This window comes from uncultured Parasphingorhabdus sp. (genome assembly GCF_963975555.1).
Classification (GTDB): Bacteria; Pseudomonadota; Alphaproteobacteria; order Sphingomonadales; family Sphingomonadaceae; genus Parasphingorhabdus.
In genome coordinates this window covers 257,432-276,506 of record NZ_CAXBHH010000002.1, presented here as the reverse complement: position 1 = coordinate 276,506, position 19,075 = coordinate 257,432, and the positions used below count along the sequence as shown (strand labels likewise).

The following is a 19,075-nucleotide window of genomic DNA, read 5'->3' as shown; positions in this document are numbered from 1 at the left end:
CATTTAACATATGAGGACAAAATCATGGCTAAATTCTCGAGAATTGCTGCGGTCGCAGCGGTCGCACTGACCATCTCGGCCTGTTCCGGCAACGAAGCGCCCGACGCGGACGAAGTCACTGAAACCCGGATGGACGATGTTGATGTCATCGATGGCACGATCAGCGACGAAATGGTCGACGTCGATACAATGAAAGCCGTCGACGCTACCGGTGAGGAAACCGACGAATCTGCAGACAAGCCAAAAGAAGAAGCATCCGAAACAACAGCAGATGCGACGGAAACACCGGCTGAGTAAAATATCAGGCCAGACCCAGTATCTTGTGAGTCTGTAGCGACAAACGCCATTTCGGATGGGCCTGGACAAATTCTATGGCCTGTTCGAGATTGGCCTGGCTGGCAGCCTCATCGCCACGCGCATCCATCGGCTGCAGCAATAGATTGGCGAAGTCCCAATCTTCCATCGCTTGCCAATTGCTGTCCGTCTGCGGCCAGACCAGCTTCAACTCGTCGCCCGAGCGCTGGACGGTATCGCTCTGCGCTTTCGGACTGATGCAGATCCAGTCAATCGCGCGCGGAACGGCTAAAGTTCCATTCGATTCGATAGCGATGAAAAAGCCTTCGGCGTGCAGCGCATCGATCAGATCCTGATCGATCTGCAACATCGGTTCGCCGCCGGTCAGGACCACGAAACGCGATTCTCTGTCGCCATCCCATGTTTCGGCCGCTGCCTTGGCGAGATTTTCCGCCGTATCGAAACGACCGCCGCCCTCGCCGTCCAGTCCGACAAAATCGGTGTCGCAGAACTGGCAGATTGCAGTAGCCCGATCCCGTTCCAGTCCGGACCAGAGATTACAGCCGGCGAAACGGACAAAAACCGCTCGGCGTCCGGCATGGACGCCTTCGCCCTGAAGGGTCAGAAATCGCTCTTTTACCGCATAGCTCATGATGTTACATATTCGGTCGGGTCGACGATCCCGGCTTCTTCGAAACCCTTTTGCCGCAAACGGCAGCTGTCACAGAGCCCGCAAGGCAGGTTTTCCGGTGAAGGGTCATAACAGGACCAGCTCCAGGAGGGATCGAGATTGAGCCGTATTGCTTCCCGCGCGATATCCGCCTTGGTCATGTGCTGCAGCGGTGTTCTGATGTTGAAGCCGCTGCCCTGATCGCCAGCCTTTGTCGCCAGATCGGCGAGCCTTTCGAAACCTTGAATAAATTCTGGTCGGCAGTCCGGATAACCGGAATAGTCCAGCGCATTGACGCCGATGAAAATATCCCGTGCGTTTCTTGCCTCGGCCAGCCCGAGGGTTAGTGACAGAAAAATAAGGTTGCGGGCGGGAACATAAGTCACCGGAATATCATCGGCGACGCCGGTCTTCGGGACATCGATATCGGCGGTCAGCGCCGATCCGCCAAAGCGGCTCAGGTCCAGCGGCAAGATGATATGTTCATCGACCCCTAGTTTCGCTGCAATTTTTTCTGCGGATTGCAGTTCGATTTTATGGCGCTGGTTATAGTCGACCGTCAGGGCGATCAGCCGATACCCCTGCTCTGCAGCAATTGCTGCAGAAACCATCGAGTCCAGCCCGCCGGATAATAATATAATCGCTGCTTTTGATTCGGATGTCATGATGCGCTCCGCTAATCGCCTTGCCGACTTGGTGCAAGTTTTGAACGCGGATTGCGTTTAGCAACTACCCGTGCGTCGACCTTCAAAGGCGATCGAAAAGGGCGCGTTATTGCGAATTCCCTGTGAGTTTATCTGTACTACAGTGCTGGATTCCTGCTTGATTTCGGTAACACCATGACCGGCAGCTCCACATTTGTAGCTCACCCGGAGCTTCTTCGCGCCATTTTCGATCACGTAGCGGGTACAGGGCATATAGCTATGCTGGATTTGCAGCAGCAATTCAGGGTTTCCGAGGCAGACTTTTTGTGCGATTTCGTTGGAACCACGTTCTTTCAGCGTCCACTCGCCCTGCATCAGCCCCTCAAGTACAAACAATTTTGGCGTTTGCGCGGGCGCAGCCATCGCAAATCCGGACAGAAACGCGGCTGTTACACTGACGGTCTTGATCAGTTTCATGCCTTTCATTGATATTCTCCTGTCCTGCTGGTTGCGTGAATGATTGCAGCGAATCCTGCCATAATCTGTAAATACGGCGAATATTGTCACGAATTACGTCAATCGATAGGAAATTTTAGACAAATCGGACAAGCTGCCACATTTGCCGTGATGTTCAATTATTCAGGCTAGCACCCGTAATAATGAACTTTTTGCTGCAAAATGCGCAGTCAATCCCGATATTTCCCTCGTCGTCGACCATATCGGCCTTATCTTCTTTCGGGAAGCGTGCGATCACATCCCGGATATGATCCTCATTACAACGACATCCCTTAACGCACGATTTACCGCTCAGAAGTCTCACTTCGTCGCTCTCGCTGAACAAACGCCATAAAATTTCTTGCAGGGCGAGCGCCGGATCGGTCAGTTCAGCAGCCTTTACGCTGCTGCCCATGATCTCGACATGTTCCCATTCCGGATGATCAAGTTTTGTATGAAGCCGTTCGCGGCCTTCCTCTCCCTCGGGCAGATGCTGTACCAGCAATCCGCCGGCCACAATCTTGCCATCGGTCTCGTCAATCGCGACGCGTATCAGCGTCGGGATCTGCTCGGACTGGAGGAAATAATTCTGCACCGCTTCAGCGAGGCTTGCGCCTTCGAGCGGAACAATGCCCTGGTTGCGCCCGCGGGGCTCCGGCTGGTCAAAGGTGATCGCAAGATAGCCTTTGCCGAACAGTGCCATCAAGCTCGGCTCTACCGGTTGGGAGGCAAGCCGTTCCCGGTCAAATTCAACATAGCCGCGCAGAGCACCGTCTTTATAATCGCAGGCTAGCAGGCTGATAACACCCGCCTCGGTCTGCGCCTGCAGCGTTAACTGGGAATTCTCATCCTTTAACAACGCGCCCAACATCGCAGTCAGGCAAACGGCTTCCGATAATATGTCACGGATCACCGACGGATAATCATGTGCCGCGAGAATATCGTCCAGCGCAGGGCCAAGGCGGACAACCCGCCCGCGACAATTTTTTCCCGGGATCGCAAAGGACAAGATGCTGTCAATGAGGGCGATCTCGATCATCAAATCTGTCCGAAACACCAGCGCAATACCGATTTTTGCGCATGAATCCGGTTTTCTGCTTCGTCCCAGATAACCGACTGCGGGCCGTCGATGACCGAAGGCATGACTTCCTCGCCGCGGTGGGCGGGCAGACAGTGCAGGAACAGTGCGTCCGGCTTGGCCTGTTCCATCAACACATCGTTGACCTGATAAGGCATCATCGCGGCCAGCTTGTCCTCCGCATGTTCCTGTCCCATCGATATCCAGGTATCGGCAACCACCACATCCGCGCCGGCCACCGCTTCATTCTCGTTCCGATAAATCGAGATATTGGCGCCTGCTGCCCGGGCATTTTTGATAAATTCCGGGTCGGAATCATAGCCTTCGGGGCAACCGATCCTGACGTTGAACTTCATTAGACCGGCGGCCTCGACGATGCTGTTGAGGACATTATTGCCATCACCCAGCCACGCGACTTCCAGACCGGGCAAGGATTTCCCGTGCTCCACCAAGGTCAAAAGATCGGCAACGATCTGGCAGGGATGCGAGAGGTCGGTCAGGCCGTTTATGACCGGTACCGTGGCATTTGCCGCCATTTCCTCGATTTTGGCATGATCGTCTGTGCGGATCATGATCGCGTCGCACATGCGGGACAGGACCTTGGCAGTATCCGCCACGCTCTCTCCGCGTCCGAGTTGCATCGAGCCGCTGTCCATGACGATACTGCTGCCGCCAAGCTGGCGGATGCCTACGTCGAAAGAAACCCGTGTCCGGGTGCTGCTCTTTTCAAAGATCATTGCCAGCGCATGATCGGCCAGCGGCTTGTCCGCATCCGGCTTGCCCTTGGGAAAGCCAGCGCGCGCCGCTTTGCGATCGATTGCATCGCTGATCATGGCTGCGATCGCGTCTCCGCCTGCGTCGGCGAGATTGAGAAAATGCCGGCTCATGATTCCGGTGCCTGATAATCGGCCGCGCCGGCAGATAGCTTCTCGATGAAGGTTGCAATATGGCTGTCTTCAATATTCAGCGGCGGCAATATGCGGAGCGTATTGTCTCCTGCGGCCACGGTCAGCAGACCATGATTGTCGCGGAGATGAGCGACGAAGCTGCGCGCTTCCTGCGTCATCATGATGCCGAGCATCAGGCCCTTGCCCCGCACGCCAAGAAACAGATCGGGATAATTGCCGATAAATTGCTCGATCGCCGCGCGCAGTTTTTCGCCGGTCGACCGGACATTTTTCAAAAACTCGTCATTGGCAACGATGTCCCAGACGGCATTGCCAGCGGCCATAGCCAATGGATTACCGCCATAGGTCGAACCATGGGTCCCGACCACCATACCGCGAGCCGCTTCTTCGGTTGCCAGACAAGCTCCCAAGGGGAAACCGCCGCCGATACCTTTGGCGGTAGCGACGATGTCTGGTGTTACGCCATATAATTCATAGGCATAAAGCTCGCCGGTCCGTGCCACACCGCATTGCACCTCGTCCAGTGCCAGCAAGATGCCGTGCTTGTCGGCAAGATCGCGGAGCCCCTTCATGAACTCGTCGGAGGCTGGGCGGACACCGCCCTCGCCCTGGATCGGTTCGACCAGAAAGGCAGCGGTCTTGTCGGTGATTGCCGCTTCGGCGCCTGCCAGATCGTCAAAATCGACATACTTGAAACCCGCGAGCAGTGGCGAGAAACCGTGATGCATTTTTTCCTGATTGGAGGCCGAGATGGTCGCCATAGTCCGGCCATGAAAGGCGTTTTTAAAAGTGATAATCTCGAACCGGTCGCTGCCTGCCGATTGGTGGTAAGCGCGCGCCGTCTTGATCGCGCACTCGACCGCTTCCGCCCCACTGTTAGTGAAGAATACCGTGTCGGCAAAAGTGGTGTCGACCAGCCGCTGGGCAAATTTTTCGCCTTGCGGGCTGCCATAGAGGTTCGAGACGTGCATCAATGTTGCGGCCTGATCCTGGATCGCCTTGGTCAGATGCGGATGGCCATGGCCAAGCACATTGACCGCGATACCGCTGGCAAAGTCCAAAGCCCGCGAACCATCTTCGGAAATAAGCCAGGCGCCCTCGCCTCGGACGGGACGAAAACCACACCGGGGATATACGGGCATGAGCGGGGTAATCGTCATCTTACTTTCCTTCCAACAATCGGACGCAAACAAAATAGAAAAGGCGACCCGATTGGCCGCCTCTCGAATATAGGCTGTTCCTATATGCCGCTTCGCGAAGGCGGTCAATCGTGGTACAATGCAGCGACCACCATGCTCCAGGTGACCGGTCTAAGTGACAATAGTGATCACTCAGACAAGGACAATTCGTTTAGCGCGCCGATCGCCATAACGTAAGCAGGGTCATCGGTGATGATGCGACAGAAACGCAGCACCAACAAAGGAGATATGCAATGGATATGAAAACAACTGGTTCCCCCGACGGCTGTCCCATGAGTTCTGACGGCGGCGTCCGCGCTCTTCTGGGCAGGCAGAACCGTGACTGGTGGCCAGATTCCCTGCAACTCGGAATTCTCACGCAAGGCGGCACTTCGCCCGATCCGATGGGTCCCGACTTCGATTATGCAAAGGCGTTCAATAGTCTGGACTTTCAGGCACTGAAGGACGACCTGACCGCGCTGATGACCGACAGCCAACCGTGGTGGCCGGCAGATTACGGTCATTATGGCCCGTTCTTCATTCGCATGGCATGGCATGGCGCTGGCACCTACCGCACCGGTGACGGACGTGGCGGCGCTTCCAGCGGGCAGCAACGCTTCGCTCCGCTCAACAGCTGGCCTGACAATGGAAATCTCGACAAGGCGCGGCGGCTGCTGTGGCCGATCAAGAAAAAATATGGCCAGAAGATCAGCTGGGCCGATCTGTTCATCCTCACCGGCAATGTCGCGATCGAGTCGATGGGCGGCCCGGTGTTCGGCTTCGGCGGCGGTCGCAAGGATGTCTACGAGCCCGAGACCGATGTCTATTGGGGCTCCGAAGAGCAATGGGTGAATGAAGGCGTCGCAACCCGCATCATCCCCGACGAAGGCAAGGCGATGGAGAATCCGCTCGCGGCGATCCAGATGGGCCTGATTTACGTCAATCCGGAAGGTCCGGGCGGTAATCCGCACGACCCCGAAGGCATGGCGCGCGACATGAAAGAAACCTTTCTGCGAATGGCGATGAACGACGAGGAAACCGTCGCGCTGACCGCCGGCGGTCACGCTTTTGGCAAATGCCATGGCGCGGTCCCGCCAGACCAGTTGAGCGGCGATCCGGAATCGGGAGACTTGCAGATGATGGGGTTTGGCTGGGCCACCGACCCAGAGCAGATTGGAAAGGGACATATCACGACTTCCGGCCTCGAGGGCTCATGGACGCCGAACCCGACACAATGGGGCGGCGACTTTTTCCGGCTGTTGTTCAAATATGATTATGAACTGGTCGAAAGTCCCGCAGGCGCCAAGCAATGGCAGCCGGTCAATCCGGACCCCGAGGATATGGCACCCGATGCCCGCGATCCTTCGAAGAAGGTGCCGACGATGATGACCACTGCCGATATGGCGCTGAAGCGCGATCCGGACTATTGCAAGATTTCCGAACGCTTCCGTGACGATCAGGCTGCGCTGGACGATGCCTTTGCCCGCGCATGGTTCAAGCTGACCCATCGCGATATGGGACCCAAAGTGCGTTATCTCGGTCCCGAAGTGCCCGCCGAAGACCTGATCTGGCAGGACCCCGTTCCCGCTGGAACCCAGGCATCCGACAGCGATGTTTCTGCGTTCAAGTCTGCTGTGCTCAATAGTGGCCTTTCGGTTTCCGAACTGGTCAAGGCGGCCTGGGCTTCGGCTTCCACCTATCGCAAGAGCGATCATCGCGGCGGTACAAATGGTGCCCGTGTAAGGCTCGCTCCGCAAAAGGACTGGAAAGCCAATGATCCGGAAGAGCTGGCCAAAGTGTTGGCGAAAATCGACGAACTGCGCGGTTCGCTTTCGATGGCCGATGCGATCGTGATTGCGGGTAGCGCTGCGGTCGAGAAGGCAGCGCAGGATGCCGGCTTCGATATCAGCGTTCCGGTCACCACCGGTCGCGGCGATGCGACGGACGAGCAGACCGATGCCGAAAGCTTCGAACCGCTCGAGCCTTTTGCCGACGGCTTCCGCAACTATCTGCAGACCAAGGCGAGCGTGAAGACCGAGGATATGCTGGTCGACCGTGCCAACCTGCTCGATCTTTCGATCCCCGAAATGACGGTACTGGTCGGGGGACTGCGGGTACTCGGGGCCAACCATTCGAGCGCGCCGACCGAAGGCGTGTTCACTGATCGTCTCGGTCAGCTGACCAACGACTTTTTCGTCAATCTGCTTGAGATGGGCACGGTCTGGGAGGTCGTGGACGAGACAGGCGACGAGCTGTTCATCGGCAAATGCCGCCTGAAGAGCGAGGAGAAATGGCGCGCGACACGGACCGATCTCGTGTTCGGATCGAACTCGCAACTGCGGTCGGTCGCCGAAGTCTACGCCGAGGATGGCCATGAACGGAAATTCGTGGACGATTTCGTGGCTGCGTGGGCCAAGGTGATGGATGCTGGTCGCTTCGATCTCGCGTAGATTAACCTAAATCACGGAATAGAGGGCCCGCTGGAACAAACAGCGGGCCTTTTTCATTCCGGTTCTGTTGCTACAACCCGGCTCTGGATTTTTCCCAATTCCGGCCATCAAATTTTCTGATCGTCGGTTTCACGTGATGACCATCATCAACGCAGTGGTAGTTGACGCTCCAGCCATTCGGATGAGAGCGCGGCTGATAGAAGCTTTTGACGCCGCAATGCTTGCAAAACAGATGTTCCGCCTGCCCGCTGCCGAACCTGTAGCTGGTCAGATCGTCCTCGCCTCTCAGCAGCGTAAAATCCCGATGCGGCACGATCAGATGCAGAAAGCCTGTCCGCGCGCAGATAGAGCAATTGCAGTCGAGCAGCTCCGGTGCATTTTCGACGGTCCCTTCGAAACGCACAGCGCCGCAATGACAACCGCCGAAAATGTTTTGCTCGGTCATGGAGTATCTTCCAATCGGCAAATATAGCGAGTCCCATATTCGCCCGTTTCAGAATCGAGTTCACCCTTTGCCATTTGAGCAAAGGCGCTTAAAAACTGGGTGCCTTGAGCTCCATCCCGAATAATATCCGGCAGACCGACACCGTCGTCGCTGACTTCCAGCACTGCGCCATCTGATACCGCAAGCAACTCCACTTTGATGGTCCCCTTTTCGCGATCAACGAACGCGTGTTTTACGGCGTTTGTGACCAGTTCGTTGACCAACAGCCCGACCGCACCGGCACGATCGCGGGAGAGCTGGCACGGTTCGGCGACAACGACCAGCTTAATTCGCCCGTCAAGCGTCAAAGCCTCTCTAAGCGAACCACAAAGTCTGTTCAAAAAGTCCCGCATATCGACGATCGCAATATTATCGAGATTATCATATCGTAAGCTTTCATAAGCTTTCGAAAGGCTCTGAACGCGGCCCGCTGCCCTGCCAAGCGCTGATATCACTTCAATATTATCGCTTTTCCGCTGCTGCAGTGAGAGCAGGCTCGACAGGATCGCAAGATTGTTTTTGACGCGATGGTCAACTTCGGCAAGCAGCATGTCTCGTTCGGCAATATGCTGTTCTTTTTCAAGCAGAAGCCAACGGCCAGTCGTTCGCGCCGCATCACCAAGACATACTATGATCAAACCGATTGCTGCGTTCACCAGCGTTCTGGCTCCGTCACCGGGGGCTTCGAATGAAAAGCTGCCGGTGAAGGGCAATACATAATACCAGGAGTAAACCGTCGTTAAAAGCAAGGCCAGGAGCCCGGCGCGGAACCTGCCGAAAAGTGTTGCAAGCAATATAAACGGGACATTGACGACAAATGGCCCTGCGCCATCGGCCCAGCTGTTGATGATTTCTCGCGCGGCTATAGCAATGCCGGAAAAAGTAACCGCAACGATGATCTGCACAATGAGCGGAGGAAAACGCGGGGTAAGATCAACCAGGTCAAGCCGGTTAATGCGCGCCAGCGAATCCGTATTAAACAAGCCAAACATTTGCGTCGCCTTCTTAAGGAGAGACACGTTTACATTCGTTTGTAGCGCCTGAATATAACATAGATCTACATTATCATTTTATCCTGAAGCAAGAACCGGGGCCGCGCGCAGCCAATCATCGTCTCGGAGGGCCGGCGCGACTTCGAAATGCGGTTTGAAGCGGACAGCGCGGCAATGGGACCCGCCGGATATGCTGGTTATTCCCGCACTTCCAGCGTGTGAATATCGATCCGGTTCTCCAGCGTGCGGTGAACCGGGCATTTTTCTGCGATTTCTAGCAGTTTTTTGCGCTGCTCATCGGTCAAGTCGCCCTGCAGCACGATGGACCGGTCGATGACATCGATCCGGTTGTCATCATTGTTGCAATTGGCACAATCTTCCGCATGTTCGCGGCTGTGCTCCAGCACGATATGAACGCCTTCAAGCGGAATGCCCTTGCGGTCGGCATACATTTTCATCGTCATCGAGGTGCAGCTTCCCAGCGCAGCGAGCAGCAGATCATAAGGCGACGGTCCGCTATCGGTGCCGCCGAATGATTCTGGTTCATCGGCAAGGAAGACATGTTTTCCGACCGTAACCGTCTGCTGGAACTTGCCGCTGGCGGTCTCGACCGAGACGAGGGAGGGATTCGTTGCCATGATTATTCCACCGTTACTGATTTTGCGAGATTGCGGGGTTGATCGACATCGGTCCCCTTGGCGACCGCTACATGATAGGCGAGCAACTGCACCGGGACAGCATAGACCAGCGGTGCAATCAGCGGATGAACCTTCGGCATCTCGATCGTCGCCATGCAGCCGTCTCCGGCTTCGGCTATGCCTTCGGCATCGGAGATCAGTACGACTTTTCCACCCCGAGCCATGACTTCCTGCATGTTGGACACGGTTTTCTCGAACAAAGGTCCGGATGGCGCCAGCACGATGACCGGCACAGCTTCGTCGATTAATGCGATAGGACCGTGCTTCATTTCGCCGGACGCATAGCCTTCGGCATGGATATAGCTGATTTCCTTGAGCTTGAGCGCGCCTTCCAGTGCGAGCGGGTAATCCGGACCACGGCCAAGATAAAGAACATCCCGCGCCGGCGCGATAAGATGCGCCATATCGGCAATATCAGCATCATGGGCCAAGGCAGCGTTGAGTGCAGCAGGTGCTTCGGTCAAATGCTTGACCACTTCACGCTCTTCGTCGCGGGTCATTTTTCCTTTCACCACGGCGAGATGAGCAGCGAGCGCGGCCAGAACAGCGAGCTGACATGAGAATGCCTTGGTCGAGGCGACACCGATTTCCGGTCCCGCATGGGTCGGAAGCAGAAGATCCGCCTCGCGCGCCATGCTACTGGTCGGAACGTTGACGACAACCGCGATTTTCTGGCCCTCTGCCTTGGCGTGGCGCAATGCCGCCAATGTGTCAGCCGTTTCGCCAGACTGGCTGATGAACAGCGCTAGTCCACCGGCCTCTAGAACCGGATCACGATAACGGAATTCCGAGGCGAAATCGAGATCCACAGGCACGCGAGCAAAAGTCTCAAACCAATATTTAGCCACCATCCCGGCGTAGAAACTGGTCCCGCAGGCAACGATGGTAACCCGCTTGATATCGCGCAAATCAAAATCCATTTGCGGCAATGCCACTTGCTGTTCCAGCGGACGGATATAGCTTTGCAGCGTCTGGGCGACCACGGTCGGTTGCTCGAAAATCTCCTTCTGCATGAAATGGCGATAATTGCCTTTTTCAATCGCGGCGGCGGAGACCCCCGATGTCGTAACTTCACGCTCTACGGGCTTGTTATCTTTATCATAAATAGCCGCACCTTCGCGGGTAATGACGACCCAGTCCCCTTCTTCAAGATAAGCGATCTTCTGGGTCAGGGGAGCCAGAGCCAAGGCATCAGACCCGAGATAGGTTTCGCCTTCGCCATAGCCGACCACCAGAGGCGAGCCCAGACGCGCGCCGATCAACAGGTCGGGATGCGAGCGGAACGCTATCGCCAGCGCGAAAGCACCGCGCAACAGAGGCAAGACAGCTTTGACTGCCTCTTCCGGTGACTTGCCTGCTTCGACCTGCTCGCTCACCAGATGGGCAACTACCTCGGTATCCGTTTCGCTTTCAAACTTGCGACCGCGCGCGCTCAGCTCTTCGCGCAAGCTTTTGAAGTTCTCGATAATGCCATTGTGGACCAACGCCAATTCGTCCGTAGCGTGAGGATGCGCGTTGCTGGTGGTCGGCGCGCCGTGCGTCGCCCAGCGGGTGTGGGCGATGCCGATATTACCGGCAGCGTCGTCGGTTTTGAGGACGTTTACCAGATTGGCGAGCTTGCCTTCTGCGCGGCGGCGAATCAGCTGGCCGTCATGCACGGTGCAAATACCGGCGCTGTCATAGCCGCGATATTCCATGCGTTTCAGGCCGTCGACGAGACGATCCGAGACAGCTTCCTTGCCTACAATTCCAATGATTCCGCACATGGCTTTTCGGACTTTCCTCTTAGAGTGTGTAAGGTACGCGGACCCCCGGCATATTTGCCGGAAAATCCTTTGTATTTCGTGAAATCAGGATCGCGCCATTGACCTGCGCGGTAGCAAGAATCATGGCATCAAGCAGCTTCATTCCCGTACGATAGCGGATATCCGCTGCGGCATCACCAATTCGTGCATCCAGTTCGACGATTTCGAACGGGGAAAGCAGGTCCTGCACCTTGCGGCGGGTTTCCAATGGCTCTCCTGCAATCACTTCTGACCAGACAATGCGGCTGATCCTGTGCTTTGCATAGCGCTCAAGCTCGGTAGCCGCTCCGGGACGGTCCTGTAGCCAGTCGATGATGATATTGGTGTCGAAAAAGGGTGTGGACATATGATGCTATGCGGGATCGCGGTCGACGCGGATAGTCCGCTGATATATTATGCTGTCTCCGATATCACGCCGGTCTTTCCAATAGCCTCGCCCTTTGGATATCCAGTCCTTGCTCCCCTCGGCCCGATATGCGCTCACCGCCTCCCGCAACAACTGCGCCCGCGACTTGCCCTGCTCGGCCGCTTGCGCGTCGAGCCATTTAATATCTTCTTCGGGAAGGTCAGCGAGAATACGTGTCATGAGGCCCTGATATCATATCATGATATCATGTCAATGATAAGCCATCGAAGTTCACTTGTGATTATTTCGTGCTCTCATTAACTTGCCAAAATCTAGTTAATTCCGTGAGGGTTGGAAATGAAAAAATCGTTCTTGGGGATTGCCCCCGTTTTCTTGGCAGCGGCAACGCCTGCGATCGCAACGGACAGTCAGATGGAAGATGATAATGCTGCCGTCATTGCTGCTTTTGAAGCAATCAACGCCAAACAGTTCGAACTCGCGATAAGCAAGGCGAACATGGTTATAAAAAATTTTGAAGACGGAAAGCGGAGCGATAGCATCTATAGATGCGCATCCGGCCTTTCCGATAATCTGAATACTCTTCTTGGCGCTGCGCTGAGGCTCGATCAATCCGATCTGGATGAAGGAAAATCCGTTACCGCTGCAGTTTCAGACGATATTTGCTCCGCATATTTTGCCAAAGGATTTGCGTTAATCGACATTGGCAATCGCGACGAAGCGTTGCCAAATCTTCAGATGGCCGTGGAAATGGATCCTGATAATCAGCATTATATGAATGAACTCGCTGAATGGCATAAGGTTGGCCGTGATTGGCAGACATCCCTTGATATCTTCACGAAGGCTAGTGAAACTAACGACCTATCCATTGCCCTGATGGAAGACGAAAAACAGTCCACAGAAATAACAAATTCAATGCGCTGCAGATCCTATCGCGGTATCGCGTTCAATCATGTCGAAATGGGCAATTGGACCGACGCACGGTCGGCAATTGATGAATGCTTGAAGCTAATCCCCGATGACCCTGGCTCGCTACAGGAACTAAAATATATTGATGCTCAGTCGGTCGAGAAATAGATCCCTTCCCTGCCGCTCACCCGTGAGGATGAATGACTCATCCCATTGATCTTAGCGGAGAATCTACCTTCACCACATTTCCGCGCATCTCGATTGATGTATTCATTTGCTGTGTATGTGCCTCATCGCTGCATGCAGCAACGGCGAGAATGGTTGGCATGACAGCGTTCACGATTTCGTCTCCTTGGCTTTCTTCTTCGCGCTCGCTTCATTAAATCGATTAGCCCAGCCCGCCTTCACAGTCTGCTCCGCCCGAACCAGCGCCAGATCGCCCGCGGAAACATCCTTGGTCAGCGTCGCCCCTGCCCCGACAATCGCGCCGTCACCAATGGTCACTGGTGCCACCAGCGCGCTGTTCGACCCGATGAAGGCGCCCTTGCCGATCACTGTCTTATATTTGAAATAGCCGTCATAATTGCAGGTAATCGTACCCGCCCCGATATTGGCGCCCTCGCCCACTTCGGCGTCGCCGAGATAGGTCAGGTGGCTGGCTTTGGCACCCTTGCCCAGCGTGGCCTTCTTCATCTCGACAAAATTGCCGACTTTCGAACCTTCTTCCATCACCGCTCCTGGGCGCAGACGGGCAAAAGGACCGACATTGGTGTTAGGCCCGATGGTCGCGCCTTCGATATGGCTGTGGCCGTATATTTTCGCGCCGGATGCAATCGACACGCCGGGACCGAAAATCACATTGGGCTCTACGACCACATCTGAAGATAATTTCGTATCATATGAAAACCAGACGGTTTCCGGTGCAATCAGGCTGACACCATCGGCCATCGCCTGTTCGCGGCGGCGGGCCTGCCACTCGCCTTCGACGGCTGCGAGTTCGGCGCGGCTGTTCACACCGGCGACCTCGGCCGGATCATAGACTTCGATCACCGCGCTTTTCTGGCCGGGCAGCATGACAATATCGGGCAGATAATATTCGCCCGCCGCATTGTCATTGCTGATCTGGTCGAGCAGGATGAACAGGTCGGTCGAGCGCGCCGCCATCAGGCCGCTGTTGCACAGGTTTACATGACGCTCCTGTTCACTGGCGTCCTTATACTCGACCATCTTCTCGATTTCGCCCTGATCATCGGCGATGATCCGGCCATAAGCGCCTGCATCATCGGGACGAAAGCCGAGCACGACAGCGCGCGGTTCAGAGCCGTTGTTCAGTCGGTAGATCATGTCCCGCATGGTATCGGCGCTCACCATCGGCACATCGCCATAAAGGATCAGCACATCACCCGCGAAGCCTTTGAGCGCATCATGCGCCTGTGCCACCGCGTGGCCGGTACCGAGCTGGTCTTCCTGCACCGCAATCGCGACATTGCGGCCCTCGACGCTCGCTTCAATCTGCTCGCGGCGCGCTCCTACGACGATGACCGTGCGCTCGACGCCGATCGAATCCACTGTATCGAGCAAATGATGGAGCATCGGCTTGCCGGCGATCGGGTGCAGCACTTTGTGCTTTTCCGATTTCATGCGCGTGCCTTGTCCAGCGGCCAAAATGATTGCGGCTAGCGGGCGGTCGGTCATCGGGTTACTCCGGAGAAAATTGGTTGGTAGCGGCCTAATCCCGGCCATTTGAAACGGCTAATGCCATGCAAAACCGGCTGAAGCCAGTCTGTTTATTTACCTCTGGCGCGTTCAATTTGATGGCTTTCCGCCTTTGCGCCATTTGGTCCACAAGTGCCGCGCCAACATCAACGGCGGCATCCGGAGCCAGTGAGAGCGGACGTAGAAAGCGAAGCGGGTCAATTTTCGCGTTTCACGGCCATATCCATCGCGGGCGAGTAAACGGCGGACATACACCCCGTCAGAAAATTTTCTCTTGTCGGCGTAGATATTTTGAACGGGTGCTGCATATAAGCGAGCAGCAAGGCGCATCGCTCTCGCCAGTTCATCGACCAGCCCATGGGTTTTTGCGCGCGCATCGAGTTCAACCCAGAAATCTTCATTCCGTTCCGAAAAATACCGGACCAAATGATTGATATCCCAAAGGTTCCGCAGTCCACCTGCGAGATCGCCATCGGCGAATAAATGGGCAATGGAATGGAGCAACATATCGGAGGGAGCCATGACATAGAGCCCGTCCGCTAACCGCACTGCTTTATCCAATATCGCTCCCGCATCCGGTTTCGGGCCGGCGGTCAGCGGCAAAATCGTGTGGTGGACATCGATCATCCGGTCGCGCTCACGGTGGATCAGCGGCGGCAGTTCGTGCATATGATCGCGATAATATTGGTCATCATAGGGATCGGGCTTAACCCATTCCCATCCGGCATCCAGCAAAGCGGCTTCGACGACCGGCAAGTCTTCCCGTGCAACCATGATATCAAGATCGCCGATGCTACGGCCTACCCCCGCATCAAGATTGGCCGCTACATAAGCGGTCCCTTTCATCAGGACGATCTTGCCGGGATAATCAGCCAAGGCCCTTCGGGCGCAATCGGCTTCCCACAAGGCCTGCTGGCGCGCCAGGTCATGCGCTTCGATGGCATCCTGAAGAACAGCGCGCACGCGATCCGGTAGCGAGACGTCCTTCACCCTATGGGCCAGTGAACCGATCAACGATTCTGCGCGTGCGATGCTGATCAATTCTGTCCACTGGTCGCTGTGGAGCGTTTCGACGCTCGCCGGATCGCGCAGTGCATCAACCAAAAGGCGGGCATCGCGCATCATGGCAATTGACTCCACAGCTCATGGATCATCTCTTCCGCCTGATCGGTTGATTGATAATCCATCGCCTTGACCGGAACGTCGTCGACGAAACGGGTCAGCGCGTGAAAGCCGGATTCTCCCAGCGCGACATAATTGGTCGAAGCCTGGGTCAGCCGCACGAATATTTCCGATTTGCCCATTTCCCGCAATTCCGGCGCATGGCCGAAGCGGGGAAAGAGCAGCAGAGCCGGTTTGGCGCGCTCGCCCATCCGCGCAATCGCGGCTTTCGGCGGGACCAGATGGCGGATATCGCCCTTTGGTGTGGCCTTCATTTCGGGACCGAAGCGGTTTGCGGGAGCCACGTTCTGCATCGCGCCTATCGCCTCGTTTTTCAGACTGATCAGTCGCGGAAAGGGAGTGATTTCACCCGTATCTAGACTTAACAGGGCAAATTCGTCACCCATGAAGCGCCAGCCTCTTTCGGCCAGCATCGCCGATAGGGTCGATTTCCCGGATCCGGAGAGACCGGTCATGATCAGCGCCTTGCCTTCTTTTTCGACACTGCTGGCATGGAGCAACAGATGCCGCCGCCAGCCGAGTGCCATTTGCAGGTTCATGCCCATTTCGGCAGCGAGCAACCCCTGTGCAAGCGGTAAAGGCGCGGCATCGGGTAACCAGAAGTCACCGCCTATATGAACCGATGGCCGGAGGAAACGCCGCCACGGCTTTTCGGGCTCAAGACGGACCGTGAAATCGACGCTTTGATCGGCCGGCTCCGGATAGTCCTGATATAGAGCCGTCAATTGATCCAGCGGTTGCTTCCATGCCGACGCGATCCGGAACGCGGCTGGCCCGATTTTGAGCAATTTCTGGTGCATCTCGCCCATCAGCCGGATACTCTCGATACCAGACCCAATGCGGAGAGCTCTTCGAGACGGGCAATCACAATATCTTCTGCGTCCACGCCGGTATCAACATCAAATAAAGCCGTCAGCCGAAATGCAATTTCAGCAGCGGTGACCTCAGCCTTTCCCATCACCTCGATTATCGCGGGAGCGGGATCGGCTAGCAAATGGGTGATGCCGGACGGTCGATGATATAACAGCGTCATGCTGTCGAGATCATGCCAGACCAGATCATCTTTAGGCGGAGCCCGATATTTTTGGGACATGATGGATTACCTGCGATTCTGGTGCGACATACCAGTCTGATAGCAGGCAAATGTTAAAATTGGTCGCGAATATCAGCGCGGCATCTGCAGCGAGGCATAGCATGTAAATCCGCTCTGCCCGGATTGCAGTCTGCGGATATAATTTACATAGGCTTCCGACTGGTCACGCGAGGTGCCCGGCAGCGTCCGTCCGTTCATCGCCCGGCGCACTTCTTCACCGGTAAAATTGCGACCCGCTGGCGGATATGCGCCTGGCGTGTCCGAAGTCACCACCGCGCCATCAGCGGCGATATATCCACCCGAAGCATGGTTGCCGGGGACCGGAATTTCACAATTGAGCACGGAGCCCGCGGTTTGTGCCAATGCAGGTTTGATGCTCACCACTGCAGAAGCTGTCACCGCACCCATCATCAAGGCGCGACGGCGGGTTACGATACCCTTGTTCAGATCGCTATCTTCTGACGGTCCAGATGGAAGGTCTTCATTCATCGAATTTCTATCCATGGTTGCTCTTGCTCCAGATATCCGCCCATTATCAGAAATAGCGTAAAAAGCGAGTAAACAGTCCCGCACCACAACCCGCGTCCAAAATCGGGACATAGACAGGGGAATTGTTAATTTGATCTACAGGCTTTAGCAGTCCGAACAAAGGTTTCGAAACATTCTCGTTGCCGTTCCGGCAGTGCACGGCTTAAATGGATCACATGATCATGCCAGAATGCGCCCTATGACCTCTATTGCCCCCGCCCGCCTGCTGGTCGCATTGCTGTTCATTGTCGGTGGCGCGATATTGGCGAGCCAGTTGTCGCAGTCGGGGCCACAGATCATTGTTGTCATCTGTGCCAGCGTGATTGCCCTGTTCACGGTTTTGCAAAACCCGCCGCCGCCACCTCAGCCGGACCTCGCCGCACAGGAACGTCAGCGAAAGCGCATCCTCTATCAAGGCCGCTCGGAAGCCTACCAGGACATTATCGACCCGATCACCGATCCGATATTGCTGGTCCGCAACGCAAGGGTCGCAGCGGCGAATCCGGCGGCGGCCAAGGTTCTCGGAAACCATATTGTTGGCGAAGACGTACGCATTGCCATCCGTCACCCCGCGGCTGCCGACCGGCTCGCCAACCCGGAGGCTAAACACACGGGAGAGCCGATTCTGTTGGTCGGCGTCGGCAGTACCGAGCAAAGATGGGAATTGCGGATTCATACGCTGGAGGACGGTTTGAAACTGGTCCAGCTTTCGGATCAAAGCAGTCGCTATGCGGCGGAAAGAATGCGCACCGACTTTGTCGCCAACGCCAGCCACGAACTGCGCACGCCGCTAGCCGCGATCAAAGGGTTTCTGGAAACTCTGGAAGACCCGAAAGCCGGTAAGGATGATGCGACACGCGCTCGATTCCTGAAAATAATGTATGACGAGGCCGACCGGATGCAGCGTCTGATCGAAGATCTGATGTCGCTTTCGCGGATCGAGGCGGAAAAGTTCCAGTTACCATCCGATGTGATCGACCTGAGCGAACTGGTCGAAGAAGCGCGCAATTTCTACATCAACAGTCGCGGCAAGAATGAAAAGGAGATTCTGCTCAACCTTCCTGCCGACCTACCCCTGATCCATGGAGATCGGGCGCAATTGTCCCAAGTCATCTATAATCTGCTTAGCAACGCGTTCAAATATGGGAAGAAAGGGACGCCGGTCAGAATAGATGTGACACCCAATAAAAGCGGGACGATGCTGTCGCTGTCGATAACAGACCAAGGCGACGGCATTGCTGCGGAGCATATTCCACGGCTCACGGAGCGTTTTTATCGCGTGGACAAAGGGCGCAGTAAATCGATCGGGGGAACCGGTCTGGGACTTGCCATCGTCAAACATATTTCGGAACGGCACGGCGGTCGGATGGAAATTACCAGCAAAGTTGGCACCGGCACGACGGTATCCGTTTTGCTACCCATCGCCCAAAATACTTCTGTTCCGGGCGATGCAGGGACAGGCGCGGCATAGAATGACCGTTGCGCGATCTTCCGGTTGGATATCTTTTGAAGAAGCCAGTGATCAGTCATTGTCACATTTCTGTAACATAATTGTAATGCTGAAGACTTTGCGTCTCCCTAAAAGCA

21 protein-coding genes are annotated in these 19,075 nt (G+C 55.7%); 4 read left to right on the top strand and 17 right to left on the bottom strand.

Translation table 11 applies throughout. The features are described from left to right. The first annotated feature begins 24 nt into the window (after positions 1–24). Complete coding sequence (locus AAC060_RS06710) at positions 25–297, top strand: hypothetical protein (protein WP_339824246.1); 273 nt, start codon at positions 25–27, stop codon at positions 295–297. Between the two features lie 4 nt (positions 298–301). Here AAC060_RS06710 and queE read toward each other — a convergent pair whose 3' ends face one another. From queE to AAC060_RS06680, 6 genes are all read right to left on the bottom strand, one after another. Then, a complete protein-coding gene (gene queE / locus AAC060_RS06705; protein WP_339824244.1) occupies positions 302–946 on the bottom strand; it encodes a 7-carboxy-7-deazaguanine synthase in 645 nt (214 codons plus the stop codon). Further along, positions 943–1,629, bottom strand: a complete 687-nt coding sequence (queC, locus tag AAC060_RS06700; protein WP_339824242.1) for a 7-cyano-7-deazaguanine synthase QueC — start codon at positions 1,627–1,629, stop codon at positions 943–945. Before queC ends, queE begins: the two co-directional genes overlap by 4 nt. A 57-nt stretch (positions 1,630–1,686) precedes the next feature. Then, on the bottom strand, positions 1,687–2,094 hold the full coding sequence (locus AAC060_RS06695; protein WP_339824241.1) for a hypothetical protein: 408 nt from the start codon (positions 2,092–2,094) through the stop codon (positions 1,687–1,689). Positions 2,095–2,239: 145 nt separating this feature from the next. After that, positions 2,240–3,142 (bottom strand): Hsp33 family molecular chaperone HslO, encoded by a 903-nt coding sequence (locus AAC060_RS06690; RefSeq protein ID WP_339824239.1) that lies wholly within the window; start codon positions 3,140–3,142, stop codon positions 2,240–2,242. Beyond that, positions 3,142–4,068: an ornithine carbamoyltransferase gene (gene argF / locus AAC060_RS06685; protein WP_339824237.1), complete on the bottom strand. Its 927-nt coding sequence runs from the start codon at positions 4,066–4,068 to the stop codon at positions 3,142–3,144. The genes AAC060_RS06690 and argF overlap by 1 nt, the downstream gene beginning before the upstream one ends. Further along, positions 4,065–5,249, bottom strand: a complete 1,185-nt coding sequence (locus AAC060_RS06680) for an aspartate aminotransferase family protein (RefSeq protein ID WP_339824235.1) — start codon at positions 5,247–5,249, stop codon at positions 4,065–4,067. The genes argF and AAC060_RS06680 overlap by 4 nt, the downstream gene beginning before the upstream one ends. A gap of 272 nt (positions 5,250–5,521) precedes the next feature. Here AAC060_RS06680 and katG point away from each other — a divergent pair, with 272 nt between their 5' ends. Further along, positions 5,522–7,717, top strand: coding sequence for a catalase/peroxidase HPI (gene katG / locus AAC060_RS06675; RefSeq protein WP_339824233.1), 2,196 nt, complete (start codon positions 5,522–5,524; stop codon positions 7,715–7,717). A gap of 70 nt (positions 7,718–7,787) precedes the next feature. Here the strand turns inward: katG and AAC060_RS06670 are convergent, their stop codons facing one another. The 6 genes from AAC060_RS06670 to AAC060_RS06645 all read right to left on the bottom strand — a co-directional run bounded on the left by AAC060_RS06670 (position 7,788) and on the right by AAC060_RS06645 (position 12,282). Next, positions 7,788–8,162: a GFA family protein gene (locus tag AAC060_RS06670; protein ID WP_339824232.1), complete on the bottom strand. Its 375-nt coding sequence runs from the start codon at positions 8,160–8,162 to the stop codon at positions 7,788–7,790. Then, positions 8,159–9,193 carry a sensor histidine kinase gene (locus tag AAC060_RS06665; RefSeq protein ID WP_339824231.1) on the bottom strand — a complete coding sequence of 345 codons (1,035 nt, stop codon included), beginning with the start codon at positions 9,191–9,193 and terminating at the stop codon, positions 8,159–8,161. Before AAC060_RS06665 ends, AAC060_RS06670 begins: the two co-directional genes overlap by 4 nt. 197 nt (positions 9,194–9,390) lie before the next feature. Continuing rightward, positions 9,391–9,831 (bottom strand): OsmC family protein, encoded by a 441-nt coding sequence (locus tag AAC060_RS06660; RefSeq protein ID WP_339824230.1) that lies wholly within the window; start codon positions 9,829–9,831, stop codon positions 9,391–9,393. A 2-nt stretch (positions 9,832–9,833) separates the two neighbouring features. Next, positions 9,834–11,657 (bottom strand): glutamine--fructose-6-phosphate transaminase (isomerizing), encoded by a 1,824-nt coding sequence (gene glmS / locus AAC060_RS06655; RefSeq protein ID WP_339824229.1) that lies wholly within the window; start codon positions 11,655–11,657, stop codon positions 9,834–9,836. A gap of 19 nt (positions 11,658–11,676) precedes the next feature. Then, positions 11,677–12,042, bottom strand: a complete 366-nt coding sequence (locus AAC060_RS06650; RefSeq protein WP_339824227.1) for a type II toxin-antitoxin system VapC family toxin — start codon at positions 12,040–12,042, stop codon at positions 11,677–11,679. Between the two features lie 6 nt (positions 12,043–12,048). Next, positions 12,049–12,282: a ribbon-helix-helix protein, CopG family gene (locus AAC060_RS06645; RefSeq protein WP_339824225.1), complete on the bottom strand. Its 234-nt coding sequence runs from the start codon at positions 12,280–12,282 to the stop codon at positions 12,049–12,051. A gap of 117 nt (positions 12,283–12,399) precedes the next feature. Here AAC060_RS06645 and AAC060_RS06640 point away from each other — a divergent pair, with 117 nt between their 5' ends. Then, positions 12,400–13,137, top strand: coding sequence for a tetratricopeptide repeat protein (locus AAC060_RS06640; protein WP_339824224.1), 738 nt, complete (start codon positions 12,400–12,402; stop codon positions 13,135–13,137). A 168-nt stretch (positions 13,138–13,305) separates the two neighbouring features. On the opposite strand, the gene glmU is transcribed toward AAC060_RS06640, so the two are convergent. From glmU to AAC060_RS06615, 5 genes are all read right to left on the bottom strand, one after another. After that, positions 13,306–14,664: a bifunctional UDP-N-acetylglucosamine diphosphorylase/glucosamine-1-phosphate N-acetyltransferase GlmU gene (glmU, locus tag AAC060_RS06635; RefSeq protein ID WP_339824223.1), complete on the bottom strand. Its 1,359-nt coding sequence runs from the start codon at positions 14,662–14,664 to the stop codon at positions 13,306–13,308. A gap of 111 nt (positions 14,665–14,775) precedes the next feature. Further along, positions 14,776–15,807 (bottom strand): nucleotidyltransferase family protein, encoded by a 1,032-nt coding sequence (locus tag AAC060_RS06630; protein ID WP_339824729.1) that lies wholly within the window; start codon positions 15,805–15,807, stop codon positions 14,776–14,778. Next, positions 15,807–16,667, bottom strand: a complete 861-nt coding sequence (locus tag AAC060_RS06625) for an HprK-related kinase A (RefSeq protein WP_339824726.1) — start codon at positions 16,665–16,667, stop codon at positions 15,807–15,809. Before AAC060_RS06625 ends, AAC060_RS06630 begins: the two co-directional genes overlap by 1 nt. Positions 16,668–16,675: 8 nt before the next feature. Next, positions 16,676–16,960, bottom strand: coding sequence for an HPr-rel-A system PqqD family peptide chaperone (locus tag AAC060_RS06620; protein ID WP_339824221.1), 285 nt, complete (start codon positions 16,958–16,960; stop codon positions 16,676–16,678). Positions 16,961–17,032: 72 nt separating this feature from the next. Further along, complete coding sequence (locus tag AAC060_RS06615) at positions 17,033–17,449, bottom strand: hypothetical protein (protein ID WP_339824219.1); 417 nt, start codon at positions 17,447–17,449, stop codon at positions 17,033–17,035. A 238-nt stretch (positions 17,450–17,687) separates the two neighbouring features. Between AAC060_RS06615 and AAC060_RS06610 the strand changes: the two genes are divergently transcribed. Then, the gene (locus tag AAC060_RS06610; RefSeq protein WP_339824217.1) at positions 17,688–18,959 is read left to right on the top strand and encodes an ATP-binding protein; all 1,272 of its coding nucleotides are present in this window, start codon (positions 17,688–17,690) and stop codon (positions 18,957–18,959) included. The last annotated feature ends 116 nt before the right edge of the window (positions 18,960–19,075 follow it).